The sequence below is a fragment of the Mycobacterium sp. IEC1808 genome (genome assembly GCF_002101935.1).
In the GTDB taxonomy this organism is placed as follows: Bacteria; Actinomycetota; Actinomycetes; order Mycobacteriales; family Mycobacteriaceae; genus Mycobacterium.
On record NZ_LQPV01000022.1, the window covers coordinates 17,617 to 36,310 of the forward strand.

Annotated in this window: 17 protein-coding genes; 9 read left to right on the plus strand and 8 right to left on the minus strand. The window is 68.8% G+C overall.

The window, feature by feature from the left end; all coding sequences use genetic code 11:
* Nucleotides 1–3: 3 nt before the first annotated feature.
* Nucleotides 4–744: a 1-acyl-sn-glycerol-3-phosphate acyltransferase gene (locus AWB92_RS14000; RefSeq protein ID WP_142282097.1), complete on the minus strand. Its 741-nt coding sequence runs from the start codon at nt 742–744 to the stop codon at nt 4–6.
* A gap of 259 nt (nt 745–1,003) precedes the next feature.
* Here AWB92_RS14000 and AWB92_RS14005 point away from each other — a divergent pair, with 259 nt between their 5' ends.
* The 3 genes from AWB92_RS14005 to AWB92_RS14015 all read left to right on the plus strand — a co-directional run bounded on the left by AWB92_RS14005 (nt 1,004) and on the right by AWB92_RS14015 (nt 4,257).
* Nucleotides 1,004–1,423, plus strand: coding sequence for a hypothetical protein (locus AWB92_RS14005; RefSeq protein WP_085186437.1), 420 nt, complete (start codon nt 1,004–1,006; stop codon nt 1,421–1,423).
* A 143-nt stretch (nt 1,424–1,566) separates the two neighbouring features.
* Entirely contained in the window at nt 1,567–3,294 is a 1,728-nt protein-coding gene (locus AWB92_RS14010; protein WP_085186439.1) for a DUF3556 domain-containing protein, read from the plus strand.
* A gap of 102 nt (nt 3,295–3,396) precedes the next feature.
* On the plus strand, nt 3,397–4,257 hold the full coding sequence (locus tag AWB92_RS14015) for a L,D-transpeptidase (RefSeq protein WP_085186441.1): 861 nt from the start codon (nt 3,397–3,399) through the stop codon (nt 4,255–4,257).
* 67 nt (nt 4,258–4,324) lie between these two features.
* On the opposite strand, the gene AWB92_RS14020 is transcribed toward AWB92_RS14015, so the two are convergent.
* Nucleotides 4,325–5,071 (minus strand): beta-xylosidase, encoded by a 747-nt coding sequence (locus AWB92_RS14020; RefSeq protein WP_085186443.1) that lies wholly within the window; start codon nt 5,069–5,071, stop codon nt 4,325–4,327.
* A 268-nt stretch (nt 5,072–5,339) separates the two neighbouring features.
* On the opposite strand from AWB92_RS14020, the gene gap reads away from it, so the two are divergent.
* From gap to AWB92_RS14050, 6 genes are all read left to right on the plus strand, one after another.
* The gene (gene gap / locus AWB92_RS14025) at nt 5,340–6,359 is read left to right on the plus strand and encodes a type I glyceraldehyde-3-phosphate dehydrogenase (protein WP_085186445.1); all 1,020 of its coding nucleotides are present in this window, start codon (nt 5,340–5,342) and stop codon (nt 6,357–6,359) included.
* A gap of 3 nt (nt 6,360–6,362) precedes the next feature.
* A complete protein-coding gene (locus tag AWB92_RS14030) occupies nt 6,363–7,598 on the plus strand; it encodes a phosphoglycerate kinase (RefSeq protein WP_085186447.1) in 1,236 nt (411 codons plus the stop codon).
* Nucleotides 7,595–8,380 carry a triose-phosphate isomerase gene (gene tpiA / locus AWB92_RS14035; protein WP_085186449.1) on the plus strand — a complete coding sequence of 262 codons (786 nt, stop codon included), beginning with the start codon at nt 7,595–7,597 and terminating at the stop codon, nt 8,378–8,380. The genes AWB92_RS14030 and tpiA overlap by 4 nt, the downstream gene beginning before the upstream one ends.
* 30 nt (nt 8,381–8,410) lie before the next feature.
* A complete protein-coding gene (secG, locus tag AWB92_RS14040) occupies nt 8,411–8,644 on the plus strand; it encodes a preprotein translocase subunit SecG (protein ID WP_066929551.1) in 234 nt (77 codons plus the stop codon).
* A 153-nt stretch (nt 8,645–8,797) separates the two neighbouring features.
* Nucleotides 8,798–11,605 (plus strand): phosphoenolpyruvate carboxylase, encoded by a 2,808-nt coding sequence (gene ppc, locus AWB92_RS14045; RefSeq protein ID WP_085186451.1) that lies wholly within the window; start codon nt 8,798–8,800, stop codon nt 11,603–11,605.
* A gap of 16 nt (nt 11,606–11,621) precedes the next feature.
* Nucleotides 11,622–12,410 (plus strand): DUF1206 domain-containing protein, encoded by a 789-nt coding sequence (locus tag AWB92_RS14050; RefSeq protein ID WP_085186453.1) that lies wholly within the window; start codon nt 11,622–11,624, stop codon nt 12,408–12,410.
* Nucleotides 12,411–12,497: 87 nt separating this feature from the next.
* Here AWB92_RS14050 and AWB92_RS14055 read toward each other — a convergent pair whose 3' ends face one another.
* From AWB92_RS14055 to tal, 6 genes are all read right to left on the minus strand, one after another.
* Nucleotides 12,498–13,799 carry a cytochrome P450 gene (locus tag AWB92_RS14055; protein WP_241523452.1) on the minus strand — a complete coding sequence of 434 codons (1,302 nt, stop codon included), beginning with the start codon at nt 13,797–13,799 and terminating at the stop codon, nt 12,498–12,500.
* A gap of 21 nt (nt 13,800–13,820) precedes the next feature.
* Nucleotides 13,821–14,219: an ATPase gene (locus AWB92_RS14060; protein ID WP_085186457.1), complete on the minus strand. Its 399-nt coding sequence runs from the start codon at nt 14,217–14,219 to the stop codon at nt 13,821–13,823.
* Nucleotides 14,220–14,292: 73 nt separating this feature from the next.
* Nucleotides 14,293–15,036, minus strand: a complete 744-nt coding sequence (gene pgl / locus AWB92_RS14065) for a 6-phosphogluconolactonase (RefSeq protein ID WP_085186459.1) — start codon at nt 15,034–15,036, stop codon at nt 14,293–14,295.
* Entirely contained in the window at nt 15,033–15,944 is a 912-nt protein-coding gene (gene opcA, locus AWB92_RS14070) for a glucose-6-phosphate dehydrogenase assembly protein OpcA (protein WP_085186461.1), read from the minus strand. The genes pgl and opcA overlap by 4 nt, the downstream gene beginning before the upstream one ends.
* A 58-nt stretch (nt 15,945–16,002) precedes the next feature.
* The gene (gene zwf / locus AWB92_RS14075; RefSeq protein WP_085186463.1) at nt 16,003–17,565 is read right to left on the minus strand and encodes a glucose-6-phosphate dehydrogenase; all 1,563 of its coding nucleotides are present in this window, start codon (nt 17,563–17,565) and stop codon (nt 16,003–16,005) included.
* On the minus strand, nt 17,562–18,683 hold the full coding sequence (gene tal / locus AWB92_RS14080; RefSeq protein ID WP_085186465.1) for a transaldolase: 1,122 nt from the start codon (nt 18,681–18,683) through the stop codon (nt 17,562–17,564). The genes zwf and tal overlap by 4 nt, the downstream gene beginning before the upstream one ends.
* Nucleotides 18,684–18,694: the final 11 nt, after the last annotated feature.

Sequence of the window (18,694 nt, forward strand, 5' to 3'; positions counted from 1 at the left end):
GGCTCAGCCCAGGATCGGGAAACGGCGCTTGGCGGCGAGGTCGCGCAGGGCCTGCTGCATCACCGACCGCACGTGCTCGTCGACCTCGTCGACGTCCGGGTCGTCGCCGAACTGCGCGGCGATGTCGATCGGTTCGAGTACCTGCGTCACGATCTTGGTGGGCAGCGGCACATTGGGCGGGATCACGGCGCTGAACCCGAACGGGAAGCCGAACGACAGCGGCAGGATGGCGCTGCGCAGCAGGCGTTTCACGCCGAGCCGCTCGGCCAGCCACGTGCCGCGGGAGAGGTAGAGCTGGGTTTCCTGGCCGCCGATGGACACCGCCGGAACGATGGGCACGCCGGCCTCGATCGCCGTGCTGACGTATCCCTTGCGGCCGTTGAAGTCGATGACGTTCTCCGAGAGCGTGGGTCGGTAGGCGTCGTAGTCACCGCCGGGGAAGACGACCACGACGCCGCCGGACCGCAGGGCCTTGGCCGCGTTCTCCCTGTTGGCGCGGATGTAGCCGGTGCGCCGGAAGAATTGCCCGGTGGGGCCGGTCATGAGGATGTCGTGGCTCAGCGTGTACACCGGCCGGTCGTAGCCGAACTTCTTGTAGAAGTGGACGCTGAAAATCGGGACGTCCATGGGGAACATGCCGCCGGAGTGGTTGCCGACCACCAGCGCCCCGCCGGGCGGGAATGAATCCAAGCCGCGCACCTCGGACCGGAAGTACGTCTTCAGGAAGGGGCGCATCACGCCCATCACGCGCTGGGTCAGACCGGGATCGAACTTGTCGATGTCCTCGATGTCTTCGCTGTCGGTGTCGGTCACATTTCTCCCTTGAGCTGCCGGCGCGGCGGCACTGCCGCGTCGAGTCCCATGATGGTAGCGACCGAATACCCCTAGGACGGTTTGAGCCAACCTGCAACGGAGGTATCCAGTGCCAATGCCTATGGCGCCGGTCCGATGAGGGGGCTATTGTTACGTGGCCAATGACCCTGCCCAGCGAAAAGAGGCGAAAATGGACGTCGCCGGATTGTCCGATGAGCGCGGTACTCGCTCGATCGCTGGGCACGTGTCGAACGGCGTTCGCGACCGGCGCGGGCGCCGGCCCCGCAGCAGTGCGGTACGCCCCGGCCCGGTCAACGTCCGCCAACCGGTGGCCAGGCCGGAGTCCCCGACCGCGGCGGCCGCGACGGCCGACCGCCGCCAGGCCGACTACTTCCGCCGGGTGCTCGTGCAGAACCGTCGCCACATAGAGCACCGGCTCGCGGAGTACCAGAAGGCGATCGCGACCGCTGATGCCACCGGCGATGCCGAAGGCGCCGCCAGCGTTCGCCGCATGGCGCGCCTCGAGGAGCAGGAACGCCAAACCCTTGACGGGCTGATCGAGAAGCTGCAGCGTCGATTTCCGCCCCCGAATCGAGCCGCCACCCGTTAGGGGCCGGCGCCGCCCCGCCTCATTCAAGGCTCAATCACGCTGCGCGTCAGCGATTTTCGCCTGACCCATACCGTTGCCTCACAGGCTACGGATAGATTGTATTCGCACAACTGGTTTCATCTGCGACAGGAATGAGGCCGCCCATGGGATTCATGTCACCGGAACTTCCGGACGTCGACCCCGACACATGGTTGGCACGGCCACGGGCAGCGCGACTGCAGATCGTGACCCGGCACTGGGCCGAACATGGTTTCGGGACCCCGTATGCGGTCTATCTGCTGTACCTGTTCAAGATCGCCTTGTACGTCGCGATCCCGGCGGCGATCATCACGCTGACCCCCGGCCTGGGCGGGTTGGGCCGCATCGGCGAGTGGTGGACGCAGCCGATCGTGTACCAGAAGTTCATCGTCTTCACGCTGCTGTTCGAGGTGCTGGGCCTCGGCTGCGGGTCCGGCCCGCTGACCGGGCGGTTCATGCCGCCGGTCGGGGGATTCTTATATTGGTTGCGGCCCAACACGATTCGGTTGCCCGCGTGGCCGGGCAAGGTGCCGTTCACCCGCGGGGATGCCCGCACCGTCGTCGACGTCGCCCTCTATGCGGTCGTGCTGGCCGGCGGGGTGTGGGCGCTGCTGGCGCCCGGCCCGCTGATCGACCCCGTCCGGGTGCTGCCCACGATCGTGGCGCTGGCCGTGCTGGGTCTGCGCGACAAGACCATCTTCCTCGCGGCCCGCGGCGAACACTATTGGCTGAAACTGTTCGTGTTCTTCTTCCCGTTCACCGACCAGATCGCGGCCTACAAGCTCATCATGCTGTGCCTGTGGTGGGGGGCGGCGACCTCCAAGCTCAACCACCACTTTCCGTACGTCGTGTCGGTGATGACGAGCAACAACGCGCTGCTGCGGCCCAAGCTGTTCAGCCCGTTCAAGCACGCGCTGTACCTCGATCACGTCAACGACCTGCGACCCTCCTGGTTACCGAAGGTGATGGCCCACGTCGGTGGCACCACCGCGGAATTCGTCGTCCCGACCGTTCTGGTGTTCGTCGCCGGCGATGCGCCATGGCGATGGTTCCTGATCGCGTTCATGGTGATCTTCCACCTCAACATCATTTCCAACCTCCCGATGGGGGTCCCGTTGGAGTGGAACGTGTTCTTCATCTTCTCGCTGTTCTATCTGTTCGGGCATTACGGCGCGATCCGCGCCACCGACCTTCGGTCACCCTTACTGCTCGCCCTCATCCTCGCCGCCGTGGCCGTGGTGATCGCGGGAAACATGTTCCCCGAAAAGATTTCGTTTCTGCCCGCGATGCGCTACTACGCGGGCAACTGGGCCACAAGCATCTGGTGCTTCCGCGCCGGCGCCGAAGGCAAGATCGAAGCCGACATCGTGAAAAGCTCTGCGCTCGTGGTGAATCAGCTGGCCAAGCTGTACGGCGCCGGGACCGCCGAGGTGATGTCGGACAAGGTGGCGGCGTTCCGGGCGATGCACACGCACGGCCGGGCGCTCAACGGCCTGTTGCCCCGCGCCTTGGGGGGAGAGGCCAACGAGGCCGAATACAGCATCCGCGAGGGCGAAGTCGTCGCCGGGCCGTTGGTCGGCTGGAACTTCGGCGAGGGCCACCTGCACAACGAGCAGCTGCTCGAGGCGGTGCAACGGCGCTGCCAGTTCGAGGAGGGCGACGTCCGCGTCATCGTGCTCGAGGGCCAACCGATCCACATCCAAAAGCAGTGGTACCGCATCCTCGACGCCAAGGCCGGGGTGATCGAGGCTGGTTACGTCGACGTCGCGGACATGCTGAGCCGCCAGCCGTGGCCCGAGCCCGGCGACGAGTTCCCGGTCCACGTCACGACGCGCGCCGTAGCCGAAACGTGACTCAGGCTTGACCGAATCGCTAACGCGCCCTTGCACTTCCGCTGTTCGCGACGCCCGTACCATGGCTATTACAACCATGTCAGTTAAACAGGGACTGGAGCCATGCGAGCGGTCGTTCGGTGTGTTCTTGCGGTGAGCGCTGTCGCTGCGAGTGTGGCCACCGGGCCGACCGACATCCGCTTGGCCGCGGCCACCCGGTCGGATGGATCCGCCGTCGCGTCGGTGTCACCCGCGCGCGGCGAGGTGGTCGGGGTGGCGCACGCCGTGGTGGTGACGTTCAGCACTCCCGTAACCAACCGGCGCGCGGCCGAGCGCGCCGTCCGGGTCACATCGGCCCCTCCGATGACCGGGAAGTTCGAATGGCTCGACAACGAGGTCGTGCAGTGGGTTCCCGACCACTACTGGCCGGCGCACAGCACGGTCGCGCTCTCGGTGGGCGGACGGCCCACGGAATTCGCCACCGGCCCCGCCGTCGTCGGGACCGCCAACATCGCCGACCACACCTTCACGGTGACCGTTGACGGCGTCGAGTCGGGGCCGCTGCCGGCGCCGCACCACCGTCCCCACTGGGGTGAGGCAGGCGTGCTGCCGGCCTCGATGGGCAGGCCCGAGTACCCGACTCCGGTCGGCTCCTACACCGTCCTGTCCAAGGACCGCACGGTGGTCATGGACTCGAGCAGCGTCGGCATTCCCGTCGACGACCCCGACGGATATCGGATCCCGGTGGACTACGCCGTGCGCATCACCGGCCACGGCCTCTTCGTCCATTCGGCCCCGTGGGCCGTCAACGCGATGGGCCTGGAGAATGTCAGCCACGGCTGCATCAGCCTGAGCCCCGAGGACGCCGAGTGGTACTACAACACCGTCCACGTCGGCGACCCGGTGATCGTGGAGGACACGCCACGGCGCCAGCCACCGGCACGGCCGCAGCCGCCGCTGCTGTGGGAGGCCCCACCCAGCTGACAGATGACAAAGAAACCCGCCGGGCTCGGCCCGGCGGGTTCTTTCGTAACTGGGAAGGGGATCCGGGTCAGCGCGCGGGCCCGGGCGCGGTCGGCTGGCCGGGCGCGGGGCCGCCGGCGGGCGCCGGACCGGTCGGCGCGCCCTTGCCGGTCCCGGACATGTCGATGATCGGAGCGGCCGGCGCCGCGACATCCAGCGGACCACCGGCGAGCGCAATCAGCGGAGCGCCGACGGGCACCACCGGGATCGGGGCACCCACCGGGACCGGCGCACCCACCGGGATCGGTGCACCCACCGGGATCGGGGCACCCACGGGGACCGGAGCGCCCACCGGCACCGGGGCGCCGACGGGCACGGGGGCACCGACCGGGACCGGCGCACCGACCGGGACCGGCGCACCAGCCGGCACCGGCGGCCCGAGAGCGATCAGCGGGGCGCCGGCCGGGACCACCGGAACCGGCCCGGGCGCCACGACCGGTACGCCGGACATGTCGGTGAGCGGGGCGCTGGAGGTGCATACGGTGGCGGCCGGTGCCGGCCCGCCGGGTGCCGGCGCGCCGCCTCCCGGCCCGGCCACCGGTGTGCCGCCCGCTTCGGGTGCGCCAGCCAGCGGCGCGCCCGCGGCCAGTGGTCCGGCGGCGCCCACCGGCCCGCCGGCTGCCGGAGCGCCGACCTCGCCGGACTGACCCTGGATGCACGCGTAGCCGCCCGTCTTCAGCGGGGTGGCTGCCGCATCGGGGCTCAACGCTATGGCGGCCCCACACAGCCCAGCGATGGCACCAACTGTGATGTTGAACCGATCAAAGCCCGTCATCAACGTCGACTCCTTTTAGCGTTCGCTATCAAATGCGGCAGCAGAACCGCATAGCTGTCCCGCAGCCGTGTCGAATGTATGACCCCCCGGTGCTATTGCACACGCGACGATTCCGGGGCTTATCGAACCGATACGAACCAGACATGCTCCGGTTACCGCGGCTGTTCGCCGTGACCGGCAAGCGGTGGTGCGCGTCACTGATCTAGGCTGACGGCGAGCGCGTAATCAGCGGACTCGCCGAAGACATCAGAAGACAGGGAGAGATCAAGTGACGGTCCGAGTGGGTATCAACGGCTTCGGCCGAATCGGACGCAATTTCTACCGGGCGTTGCTGGCCCAGCAGGAGCAGGGGACGGCCGATGTCGAGGTGGTGGCCGTCAATGACATCACCGATAACGCCACATTGGCGCATTTACTCAAATTCGACTCGATTTTGGGTCGGTTGCCCGATGACGTGAGCCTGGAGGGCGAGGACACCATCGTGGTGGGCACCCGGCGGATCAAGGCGCTCGAGGTGCGCGAGGGTCCCGCGGCGATGCCGTGGAGCGATCTGGGCGTCGACGTGGTGGTGGAATCCACCGGGCTGTTCACCAACGCGGCCAAGGCCAAGGGCCATCTGGACGCCGGGGCCAAGAAGGTGATCATCTCCGCGCCGGCCACCGATCCCGACATCACCATCGTATTGGGCGTGAACGACGACAAGTACGACGGCAGCCAGAACATCATCTCCAACGCCTCGTGCACGACGAACTGCCTGGCGCCGGTGACCAAGGTCTTGCAGGACGAGTTCGGCATCGTCAAGGGCTTGATGACGACCATCCACGCCTACACCCAGGATCAGAACCTGCAGGACGGCCCGCACAAGGACCTGCGTCGGGCGCGGGCGGCGGCGCTGAACATCGTGCCGACCTCGACCGGGGCGGCCAAGGCGATCGGGCTGGTGATGCCCGAGCTGAAGGGCAAGCTGGACGGGTATGCGCTGCGGGTGCCGATCCCGACCGGCTCGGTGACCGACCTGACCGTGGAGCTGGCCAAGGCCGCCAGCGCCGAGGACATCAACGCCGCGTTCAAGGCCGCCGCGGAGGGCCGCCTCAAGGGCATCCTGAAGTACTACGGCGCCCCGATCGTGTCGTCCGACATCGTCACCGACCCGCACAGCTCGATCTTTGACTCCGGGCTGACCAAGGTCATCGACAACCAGGCCAAGGTGGTGTCCTGGTACGACAACGAATGGGGCTACTCCAACCGCCTCATCGACCTCGTCGCACTGGTCGGCAAGTCGCTGTAAACCGTGAGCATCCCCACTCTCGAAGACCTTCTGGCCGAGGGGGTTTCGGGCCGCGGCGTGCTGGTGCGCTCCGACCTGAACGTCCCCCTGGATGACGGGACCATCACCGACGCCGGCCGCATCACCGCGTCGGTGCCGACGCTGCAGGCGCTGCTCGAGGCCGGCGCCAAGGTCATCGTCACCGCGCATCTGGGTCGTCCCAAGAACGGCGCCGACCCGAAGCTGTCGCTGGCGCCGGTCGCCGCCGCGCTCGGTGACCAGCTCGGGCGGCACGTGCAGCTGGCCGGCGATGTCGTCGGGACCGACGCGCTGGCCCGCGCCGAGGGCCTCACCGACGGCGATATCCTGCTGCTGGAGAACATTCGCTTCGACCCGCGCGAAACCAGCAAGGACGACGGCGAGCGCCTGGCGCTGGGCCGGCAGCTGGTCGAATTGGTCGGGCCGGAGGGCGCTTTCGTCTCCGACGGCTTCGGCGTGGTGCACCGCAAGCAGGCCTCCGTCTATGACGTCGCGACCCTGCTGCCGCACTACGCGGGCACGCTGGTGGCCGAGGAGATCCGGGTCCTCGAGCAGCTGACCAGCTCGACCAAGCGGCCCTACGCGGTGGTGCTAGGCGGGTCGAAGGTGTCCGACAAGCTCGGCGTGATCGAGTCGCTGGCGACGAAGGCCGACAGCATCGTGATCGGTGGGGGCATGTGCTTCACCTTCCTTGCCGCGCATGGCCTTTCGGTCGGCACGTCGCTACTCGAGCCCGATATGGTCGACACCTGTCGCCGGCTGGGTGAGACCTACGCCGACGTGCTGCACCTTCCGGTGGACATCGTGGTGGCCGAGAAGTTCGCCGCCGATTCACCGGCGGAAACCGTTGCGGCGGACCGCATTCCGTCGGACAAGATGGGCCTGGACATCGGGCCGGAGTCGGTCCGGCGGTTCACCACGCTGCTGTCCAACGCCGAGACCATCTTCTGGAACGGCCCGATGGGGGTGTTCGAATTCCCGGCATTCGCCGCCGGAACCAAGGGCGTGGCCGAGGCCATCGCCGCGGCGACCGGCAAGGGCGCCTTCAGCGTGGTGGGCGGCGGCGACTCGGCGGCCGCGGTGCGCGCGCTCGGCATCCCGGAGGGTGACTTCTCGCACATCTCGACCGGCGGGGGAGCGTCGCTGGAATACCTGGAGGGCAAGACGCTGCCGGGCATCGAGGTGCTTGCCAGCCCCCAGCCAAGCCAAGGAGACTCGTGAGCCGCAAGCCACTGATCGCCGGCAACTGGAAGATGAACCTCAATCACTTCGAGGCGATCGCGCTGGTGCAAAAGATCGCGTTCGCGCTGCCGGACAAGTACTACGACAAGGTCGACGTAACTGTGCTCCCGCCGTTCACCGACCTGCGCAGCGTGCAGACCCTGGTCGACGGCGACAAGCTGCGGCTGACCTACGGCGCCCAGGACCTGTCCCCGCACGACTCGGGCGCCTACACCGGCGATATCAGCGGCGCCTTCCTGGCCAAGCTGGGCTGCCAGTTCGTCGTCGTCGGCCACTCCGAGCGGCGCACCTACCACCACGAGGACGACGCGCTGGTGGCCGCCAAGGCCGCCGCCGCGCTCAAGCACGAGCTCACCCCGATCGTGTGTATCGGCGAGCACCTGGAGACCCGGGAGGCGGGTGAGCACGTCAGTTACTGCGAAAACCAGCTGCGCGGCTCGCTGGCCGGGCTGTCGGCCGAGCAGATCGCCAACGTGGTGATCGCCTACGAGCCGGTCTGGGCGATCGGCACCGGCCGGGTGGCCAGCTCCGCCGACGCCCAGGAGGTTTGTGCGGCGATCCGCAAAGAGTTGGCGTCCCTCGCCTCGGCAAAGGTCGCCGAAACCGTGCGGGTGCTCTATGGCGGCTCGATGAACGCGAAGAACGTCGGCGAACTCGTCGCACAGGACGACGTCGACGGTGGGCTGGTCGGCGGCGCGTCGCTGGACGGCGAGCAGTTCGCGACCCTCGCGGCGATCGCCGCCGGCGGGCCCCTGCCGTGACGTCGCCGGGGCACCGGTAGGCTTTCTGGCATGCAATTGGCCCTGCAGATCACCCTGGTGGTCACGAGCATCCTGGTGGTGCTGCTGGTGCTGCTGCACCGCGCCAAGGGTGGCGGCCTGTCGACGCTGTTCGGCGGCGGCGTGCAGTCGAGCCTGTCCGGATCGACGGTCGTGGAGAAGAACCTCGACCGGCTGACGGTGTTCATCGTCGGCATCTGGCTGGTGTGCATCATCGGCATGGCCCTGCTGATCAAGTACCGCTGACCGCTCCATCCGCACCGTCGTCCCGCCGAGCGTGAAATTTACGACGCGACACGCCGATAGTGCGTCGTGAATTGCACACTCGGCCGCGATTGACGCCTACACCGCTGACCGCTCGACGGGCGGGCCGGGCGATCCGCCTCGATACTGGGACGCATGGCTGAGGCTTCCGACATCGCGCTGGAACCGATCGGCGCCGTCCAACGCACCCGGGTCGGCCGCGAGGCAACCGAGCCGATGCGCGCCGACATCAGGCTGCTGGGCACCATCCTCGGCGACACCGTGCGCGAGCAGAACGGCGACGAGGTGTTCGAGCTCGTGGAACGCGCGCGGGTGGAGTCCTTCCGGGTGCGGCGCTCCGAGATCGACCGGGCCGACATGGCGCGGATGTTCGACGGCATCGACATCCACCAGGCCATCCCGATCATCCGGGCGTTCAGCCACTTCGCGCTGCTGGCCAACGTCGCCGAAGACATCCACCGGGAACGCCGACGCGACGTCCACGTCGCCGCCGGCGAGCCACCGCAGGACAGCAGCCTGGCCGCGACGTACGCGAAACTCGATCGGGCAGAGCTCGATTCGGCGACGGTAGCCGACGCGCTGCGGGGCGCCCTGGTGTCCCCGGTGATCACCGCCCATCCCACCGAGACCCGCCGGCGCACCGTGTTCGTCACCCAGCACCGCATCACCGAATTGATGCGGCTGCGCGCCGCCGGGCACACCGAGACCGACGACGGTCGCAACATCGAGCTCGAGTTGCGCCGCCAGGTCCTTACGCTGTGGCAGACCGCGCTGATCCGGCTGTCCCGGCTGCAGATCACCGACGAGATCGACGTGGGCCTGCGGTATTACCCGGCCGCGCTGTTCAAGGTGATCCCGCAGGTCAACGCCGAGATCCGGGAGGCGCTGCGCGCGCGCTGGCCCGATGCCGACCTGCTTTCGTCACCCATCCTGCAGCCCGGATCCTGGATCGGCGGCGACCGCGACGGCAACCCGAACGTCACCGCCGACGTCGTGCGGCAGGCCACCGGCAGCGCCGCGTTCACCGCGCTGGCGCACTACCTGGCCGAGCTGACCGAGCTCGAACAGGAGCTGTCGATGTCGGCGCGGCTGATCACGGTCACCCCCGAGTTGACCGCCCTGGCCGAGGGCGGCAACGAGAGCGCCCGCGCCGACGAACCGTACCGGCGCGCGCTGCGGGTGGTCCGGGCCCGCCTCACCGCGACGGGCACCGAGATCCTGGACCGCCGCCCGCAGCACGAGCTCGACCTGGGCCTGCGGCCGTACTCCGCTCCGGCGGAACTGCGGGCCGACCTGGACATCATCGACGCGTCGCTGCGCACGCACGGCGCCGAGCTGCTGGCCGACGATCGGCTGGCCCGGCTGCGAGAAAGCGTGCATGTCTTCGGTTTTCATCTATCCGGTCTGGACATGCGGCAGAACTCCGACGTGCACGAGGAGGTGGTCGCCGAGCTGCTGGCCTGGGCCGGGGTGCATCCGGACTACGCCTCGCTGGCCGAAGACGAGCGGGTCGCGTTGCTGGCGGGGGAGCTGGCCACCCGCCGGCCGCTGGTCGGCGACCGCGCGCAACTGTCCGACCTGGCCCGCCGCGAGCTGGGTGTCGTCGCGGCCGCCGCCCGCGCCGTCGAACTCTACGGACCGGCGGCGGTGCCCAATTACATCATCTCGATGTGCCAGTCGGTGTCCGACGTCCTGGAGGCCGCGATCCTGTTGAAGGAGGCCGGGCTACTGGACGCGTCCGGCCCGGAACCCTATTGCCCCTTGGGCATTTCGCCGCTGTTCGAGACGATCGACGATCTGCACAATGGCGCGTCGATCCTGCAGGCGATGCTGGACCTGCCCATCTACCGGGCGTTGGTGGACGCCCGCGGCGGATGCCAGGAGGTGATGCTGGGCTACTCCGACTCCAACAAGGACGGCGGATACCTGGCCGCGAACTGGGCCGTCTACCGCGCCGAGCTCGCCCTCGTCGAGGTGGCCCGCAAGACCGGAATCCGGTTGCGGCTCTTCCACGGTCGCGGCGGCACCGTCGGCCGCGGTGGCGGCCCCAGCTACCAGGCGATCCTGGCGCAGCCGCCCGGCGCGGTGAACGGCTCGCTGCGCCTCACCGAGCAGGGCGAGGTGATCGCCGCCAAATACGCCGAACCGCAACTGGCCCGGCGCAACCTGGAGAGCTTGGTGGCGGCCACCGTGGAGTCGACGCTGCTCGACGTGGAGGGCCTCGGCGACGCCGCGGAACCGGCCTACGCGGTGCTCGACGAGGTGGCCGCGCTGGCGCACCGCGCCTACGCCGAATTGGTGCACGAGACACCGGGATTCGTCGAGTACTTCAAGGCGTCCACGCCCGTCAGCGAGATCGGGTCGCTGAACATCGGCAGCCGGCCGACCTCGCGCAAGCCCACCGAATCCATCTCCGACCTGCGCGCCATCCCGTGGGTGCTGGCCTGGAGCCAGTCGCGGGTGATGCTCCCCGGCTGGTACGGCACCGGCGCGGCCTTCGAGCAGTGGATCGCGGCGGGCCCCGAGAGCGAAACCGAGCGGGTGGCGATCCTGCACGAGCTGTACGAGCGGTGGCCATTCTTCCGCAGCGTGCTGTCCAACATGGCGCAGGTGCTGTCCAAGAGCGACCTGGGCCTGGCGGCCCACTACGCCGAGCTGGTGGCCGACGAATCGTTGCGGCACAGGGTGTTCGACAAGATCGCCGACGAGCACCGGCGCACCATCGCCATGCACAAGCTCATAACCGGTCAGGACGACCTGCTCGCCGACAACCCGGCGCTGGCCCGTTCGGTGTTCAACCGCTTCCCGTATCTGGAGCCGCTCAACCACCTGCAGGTCGAGCTGCTCCGCCGCTACCGCTCCGGCGACGACGACGAATTGGTGCAGCGCGGCATCCTGCTGACGATGAACGGACTGGCGAGCGCGTTACGTAACAGCGGCTGACGGGCATCCCCGTGCCATGGAACCGGCGCAAGCGGCCCAGAACGGCGTGTTCGAACGGATCGCCCGCGCCGGGTATGTGGTGAACGGGCTGCTGCACCTGATCGTCGGCTACCTCGCCTTCCGTGTCGCTTTCGGCGACGGTGGTACCGCCGATCAGACCGGCGCGCTGGCGGCGTTGGCGGGCAAACCGGGCGGCCCCGTCGTGCTCTGGGTCGCCGCGGCCGCCCTGCTGGCGATGGGCCTGTGGCGGCTCGTCGAGACGGCGCTCGGCCGGTCGTACGACCGGAAGAAGGACATGTCGTCGAGCGGGTGGGATCGGGCGAAGGCTTTTGGCCTGGCGGCGGTCTACTTGGCGTTCGCCTACTCGGCCTTCGGGTTCGCCCGAGGCTCCGGACGCCCTGCCGACCAACAGAATTCGACCATCAGCGCTCGCCTGATGCAGACCACCGTCGGCACGGTCGCGCTGATCGCGTGCGGCGCGATCATTGTCGTCATCGGCGGCTATCACGTGTACAAGGGCGCCAGCCGCAACTTCGTCGGCGACCTCAGAGGCAAGTCGGGCGCTCTGGTGCGACGGCTCGGAATGGCGGGCTACATCGGAAAGGGCGTGATCATCGCCGCCACGGGTGGGCTGGTAATTGTCGCCGCGTGCCGCTCGGAGCCGAAGAAGGCCACCGGACTCGACGGGGCGCTCAAAACCCTAGGGGCCCAGCCGTACGGGCCGGCGCTGTTGGTCGCGGCCGGGGCGGGGATCATCACATACGGCCTGTACAGCTTCGTGATGGCCCGATCGACCAAAATGTAGGGCTAGCGATTGCGCAGCCGGTCCAGGACGCCGCGCACGGCATGCTCGGTGGTGCCGCTGTGCACCCGAGCCATTTCAGCACGCGCTTCAGGTTTTCGACGAGATCGACCTGGAGAAGTAGTCGACCGGACACGGCCCGTCGGCGCGCGCGACGCCCCCGATCTGGGCCGGGACGGGTGAGGGGTGCGTGCTCCAGCGCGGCGTCATCTCGTACTCGCGGAGCAGGCGCGTGGTGGCCGCGGTCATCGCGGCCAGCGAAAACGGCTGGGCCGGACACGAATGCCGCCCGTGCCCGAACGCGGTCACCAGCATCGGCGACGGCAGGGCGTCCTGGTCGACCAGGCGGTGGCGGTTCCATCGATCGGGATCCCACTCGCCGAGCCCCGGCGCCGCCGACGTGTTGAGCAGGGGCAGCAGCGTGGCGATCGTCCAGCCCGGCGGCACCTCGTAGGTGACGTCGCCGGTGTCGAAGCGGACCGGGGACAGCACGGCGCGGGTCATGATCGAGCGCTGCGCCAGGCGCGTCGATTCCAGCGCGCACCGCTGGGCAAAGTCGGTGTCGCCGGAGCGGACCCGCGCCAGCTCGGCCGGGTGCTCGAGCAGGTCCACCATCGCCCAGCCGAGCGCGGCCGCCAGGTTCGACATGGACGCGATGTGGATGAGCGCGACGTCGAGCGCGATGCCGCGCAGCCGGGCCTCCGGCGCCTCGGCGGCCCACTCGGCCACGATCCTGCCGAACAGGCCGTGGTCGCCCCTGAGCGCGTCGTCGCCGGCGTCGTACGTGCGCACCGCGGCGGCGACGATGCCGGCGACCTCGTCCAGCGCGTCCCGCTCGGCGCGTTTGTCCGTCGCCGCCACCGCCGCCATCCGGTCGGGGTGCACGAACGCCTCGGAGCCGTCGAGCGTGTCAAGGGCGCCCACCAGGCGCTCGAAGGCCCGGCCGTCGGCCGACCCGGGTCCCGCCCACGAGGCCAGCCCCATGCGGTGGCCCAGCCGGCGCGCGAGATCGAAGACGTCGACCCGGCCGGCCGGTCCCAGCTCGGCGGCGGTCCGCTCGAGCGCCCGCTCCAGGTTGGCGAGGTAGGATGCCACGTCGTCGCGCCGAAACAGGTTGCTGGGCAAGGTCTTACGCCCGATGAAGATGTCGTCGGGAAGTTTGCGCCGCAGCATCAGGTAATCGGCGACCCCCTTGCTGGCCGTGTCCTCGGTGAGCGCGTAGAACGACTCGACGCCGACGGGGGAGAACGTGAACAGGTAGCGGTCCGGTCCGCTGTGCACGGCGAACGTGTCGCCGTGTCGTGCCCGGGCCCCGCCGATGGTTGCGACGGCGTCGACGACGGACACGTCCCAGGGCAGCCCCGTTCCCTCCGCGTACGGCGGAGTGGGCACCGGGCCGGCGCCGGGCACCTGCTAGTGCACGGTCCGGTTGCGCAGCCGGTCCAGCACGCCGCGCACCGCATGCTCCGTGACCGACAGCGGGGACAGCATCGTCTCGCCCACCTTCACCATGTCGTCGATCCGCGCGACGATGGCCTCCACCGGCTCGACCAGCACGATCAGCCGCTTGGCCAGGTCGTCGAGGCTCGCGAGGGTGCCGTCGAGGTGATCCAGCCCGGCCTCCATCCGTTCGACCGTGGCGTTGAGGTTGGTGAGCGAGCTGTTCAACTCCCTCATCGTGGTGCTCAGGCCGTCGAGCACGTCCTCGACCTGTTCGACGGTCTTGTCGGCGTTCAGCGCCGCCTGGGTGAGGGTTTTGATCCGGTTCCGCTCGGGCCCCCCGCGCGCGGTTCTGTCAGCCATGACGGTCATTATGCGCCGAGCGTCACGCCAGCGTGGCTACCGTCACCGAGCGTCACGCCAGCGTGACGCCCTGACGAGGCCGTCAGCCGGGAAGCTTGGACGCGGCCTCCTGGTCGAGCAGCCAGAGCGTGGTCTCGAGGCCGACGGCCCCGGCGGCCGGCACCGACGCCGGCGGGGCGCCACCGATTGCGGCGGCCGCCGCCTCGGCCTTGCCCGCCCCGGACACCATCAGCCACACCTCGCGGGAGCGCCGGATGGCGGGCAGCGTCAACGTGATTCGCTGCGGCGGCGGTTTGGGGGAGTCCTCGACGCCGACCACCATGCGGCTGGTCTCGTGCACGGCCGGGGTGTCCGGGAAGAGGGAGTTGATGTGGCCCTCCGGGCCCATTCCCAGCAGGTGGACGTCGAAGTTCGGCACCGGCTGGCCGGCTTTGGCGTTGGCGGCCAGCAGCTGCTCGTAGGCCAGCGCCGCGGCCGCGAGATCCGCGCCGAATTCGCCGTCGCTGGCCGGCATCGTGTGCACCTGGCTCGACGGGATGTCGACGTGATCGAGCAGGGCCTCCCGCGCCTGCTTGTCGTTGCGCTCGTCGTCGTCCTCGGGCACGTAGCGCTCGTCGCCCCAGAACAGGTGCACCTTGGACCAGTCGACCTGGTCGCGACGGGTGGCGAGGTAGCGCAGCAGGCCGATGCCGTTGCCGCCGCCGGTCAGCACGATCAGCGCCCGGCCCCGCGCCGCCGCGGCGTCCTGGATGGTCTTGACCAGCCGTTCGCCCGCGGCCTCGACGAGGGCGTCGCCGTCCTTGAAAACTTCGACGGTCGGGCTCATACGTACTGCACCTTCTTGATCCCCTCCAGCGCTGTTCGGTAGACCTCGTCGGCGTCCAGCCGGCGCAGGTCCTCGGCCAGGCATTCACCGGTTTCCCTGCGCGCCAACGGAACCAGGGCGTCCGGGCGCGCCGTGCGGCTCAGGGTGGCGGTCCTGCCCTCCTGGGGCCGGCTGAGTGTGATGGTCTCGCTCGGGCGGGTCAGCTCGACTTTGAGCTCACCGACCGCCCGGCGCACCGGACCGTCGATGCGGCTGGCCAGCCAGCCCGCCAGGATGTCGAGCGCGGGCTCGGTCTTGAGGCCGGAAACCACCGCCGACTCGATCGGTTCGTGCGGCGGCTGGTCCACGGCGGAGGTCAGCAGCGCCCGCCAGTAGGTGATGCGCGCCCAGCACAGGTCGGTGTCGCCGGCGCTGTACCCGGGCAGGCGGCTCTTGATCGCCGACAACGGGTCGACGCCGTTGGTTGCGTCGGTGATGCGCCGAATTGCCAACTTGCCCAACGGGTCCTGCGCCGGCTTCTCCGGGGCGATGTCGGGCCACCACGCCACGACCGGGATGTCGGGCAGCAGGAACGGGACGACCACGCTGGCAGCGTGGCCCGACAGCGGCCCGGACAGGTTGAGAATCACCACTTCGCTGGCGCCGGTGTCGCCGCCGGAGCGGAGCTGGGCGTCCAGGCGCGGTGCGTCGGCGTACGGGTCGCCCCGCATCGTGACGATGATGCGGCTCGGATGCTCGTGGCTGGCGTCGTTGGCCGCCTTGAGCGATTCCTCGAGCACTTCCTCGCTGTCGGGCGCGACGAGCAGCGTCAGCACCCGCCCCATCGTGACGGCGCCGGCCTTTTCGCGCAGCTCGCTCAGTTTCTTGTTGACCGCGGTGGTGGTCGTGTCGGGCAGGTCGACAATCATTGGCGCCGCTCCGCCTCGTCCGTTTGGTCGCTACGCGCCCTATCGTCGCCGGCGCGGATCACGGCCGCCGCCATTCCCTGCCCGTGCGGCGCAGCATCTCGAACGCCGATTCCGGGCCCCAGGTGCCGGCCTCGTAGGGGTCGGGCTTGCCGTGCGAAGCCCAGTTCTCGAGGACGGGATCGAGGATCTCCCAGGCCAATTCGACTTCCTCGTTGACCGGGAACAGGGATGGCTCGCCGAGCAGCACGTCGAGGATGAGCTGCTCGTAGGCCTCCGGTGATTCCTCGGCGAACGCCGATCCGTAGGAGAAGTCCATGTTGACGTCGCGGACCTCCATGGCGGTGCCCGGCACCTTGGAGCCGAACCGCAGGGTGGTGCCCTCGTCGGGCTGCACCCGGATGACCATCGCGTTGGCGCCGAGCTCGTCGGTCATGGTGGCGTCGAACGGCAGGTGCGGTGCGCGCTTGAAGACCAGGGCGATCTCGGTCACCCTGCGGCCCAGGCGTTTACCGGTTCGCAGGTAGAACGGCACGCCGGCCCAACGGCGGGTGTCGACCTCGAGCGTGATCGCGGCGAACGTCTCGGTGGTGGAGTCCTTGGAGAACCCCTCCTCGTCGAGCAGCCCGACGACCTTCTCGCCGCCCTGCCAGCCGCCGGTGTACTGGCCGCGGCTGGTGGTCTCGTCGAGCGGTTCGGCGAGCTGCGTCGCCGAGAGCACCTTGATCTTCTCGGTTTGCAGCGCAGCCGGATTGAAGCTCACCGGCTCCTCCATCGCGGTCAGCGCCAGCAGCTGCATGAGGTGGTTCTGGATGACGTCGCGGGCGGCGCCGATGCCGTCGTAGTAGCCGGCCCGGCCACCCAGGCCGATGTCCTCGGCCATGGTGATCTGCACGTGATCGACGTAGTGGGCGTTCCAGATCGGGTCGAACAACTGGTTAGCGAACCGCAGCGCCAGGATGTTGCGGACCGTCTCCTTGCCCAGATAGTGGTCAATGCGGAACACCGCCTCCTCCGGGAAGACGGCGTTGACGGTTTTGTTCAGCTCGCGGGCGCTTTCCAGATCGTGGCCGAACGGCTTTTCGATGACGACCCGGCTCCACCGGTCGCCCTGCGGGCGGGCCAGGCCGGACTTGTGCAGCTGCTCGCACACCACCGGGAAGGCATTCGGTGGGATGGCCAGGTAGAAGGCGTGGTTGCCCCCGGTGCCGCGCTCGGCGTCGAGCTTCTCCAGCGTCTCGGCGAGCCGGGCGAAGGCCTCGTCGTCATCGAAAGCGCCTGGCACGAAACGGAATCCCTCGGCCAGCCGCTCCCAGTTCTCCTCCCGGAACGGCGTGCGGCAGTGCTCCTTGACGGCCTGGTAGACCACCTTGCGGAAATCCTGCGTCTGCCAATCCCGGCGGGCGAAACCCACCAACGAGAAGGTGGGCGGCAGCAACCCGCGGTTGGCCAGGTCGTAGATGGCCGGCATCACCTTCTTGCGGGCCAGGTCACCGGTGACGCCGAAGATCACCATGCCGCACGGGCCGGCGATCCGGGGCAGTCGCTTGTCCTGCTTGTCCCGCAACGGGTTTCGCCACTGCGTGGCGTCGCGGGAGCCCGCCTTCGAGCCCGCCGGGCTCATTTGCCGAGGGAATCGAGTTGCTTCTGCGTCTCTTCCAACAGCTCGGTCCAGGACTCCACGAACTTTTCCACGCCCTCATTTTCCAGCACCACGAAGACGTCGGTCAGGTCGACGCCGACCGCGGCCAGCTTGTCGAACACCTCCTGAGCGGCTGATGCGGTGCCGCTGACGGTGTCGCCCTTGATCTCACCGTGATCGGCGACGGCGTCGATCGTCTTCTCCGGCATGGTGTTAACCGTGTTCGGCGCGACCAGCTCGGTGACGTAGAGGGTGTCGGAGTAGTCAGGGTTCTTGACGCCCGTCGACGCCCACAGCGGGCGCTGCACGCGGGCCCCGTCGGCCTTGAGCGACTCGTAGCGATCGCCGCCCTTGAAGACCTCTTCGTAGGCGGCGTACGCCAGCCGGGCGTTGGCGACGCCGGCCTTGCCGCGCAGCGCGAGCGCGTCCTCGGAGCCGATCTTTTCCAGCCGCTTGTCGACCTCGGTGTCCACGCGGGAGACGAAGAACGATGCCACCGAATGGATCTTGGACAGGTCGTGCCCGGCCTCGCGGGCCTTCTCCAGCCCGGCCAGGTAGGCGTCCATCACCTGGCGGTGCCGCTCGACGGAGAAGATCAGCGTGACGTTGACCGAAATCCCCTCCGCCAGAACGGAAGTGATGGCCGGAATGCCGGCCTTGGTCGCCGGGATCTTGATGAACAAGTTGGGCCGGTCGACGATCTTCCACAGCTCGACGGCCTGCGCGGTGGTCTTGTCGGTCTCGGCGGCCAGTCGCGGGTCGACCTCGATGGACACCCGGCCGTCGACACCGTCGGAGGCCTCCCACTGCGGCCGCAGCACGTCGCACGCGTTGCGGACGTCGTCGGTGGTGACCGTGCGAATGGTGGCGTCCACGTCGGCACCGCGCTCGGCCAACTCGGAGATCTGCTCGTCGTAGGTGTCGCTGTCGGCGAGCGCCTTCTGGAAGATCGAGGGGTTGGTGGTCACGCCGACAACGCTTTTCGTGTCGATCAGCTCCTGCAGGTTGCCCGACTGCAGCCGCTCGCGCGACAAGTCATCCAGCCAAACGGACACCCCGGCTGCGCTCAACGCCGCGAGGTTGGGGTTCTGACCGGCCATGTGAATCACCC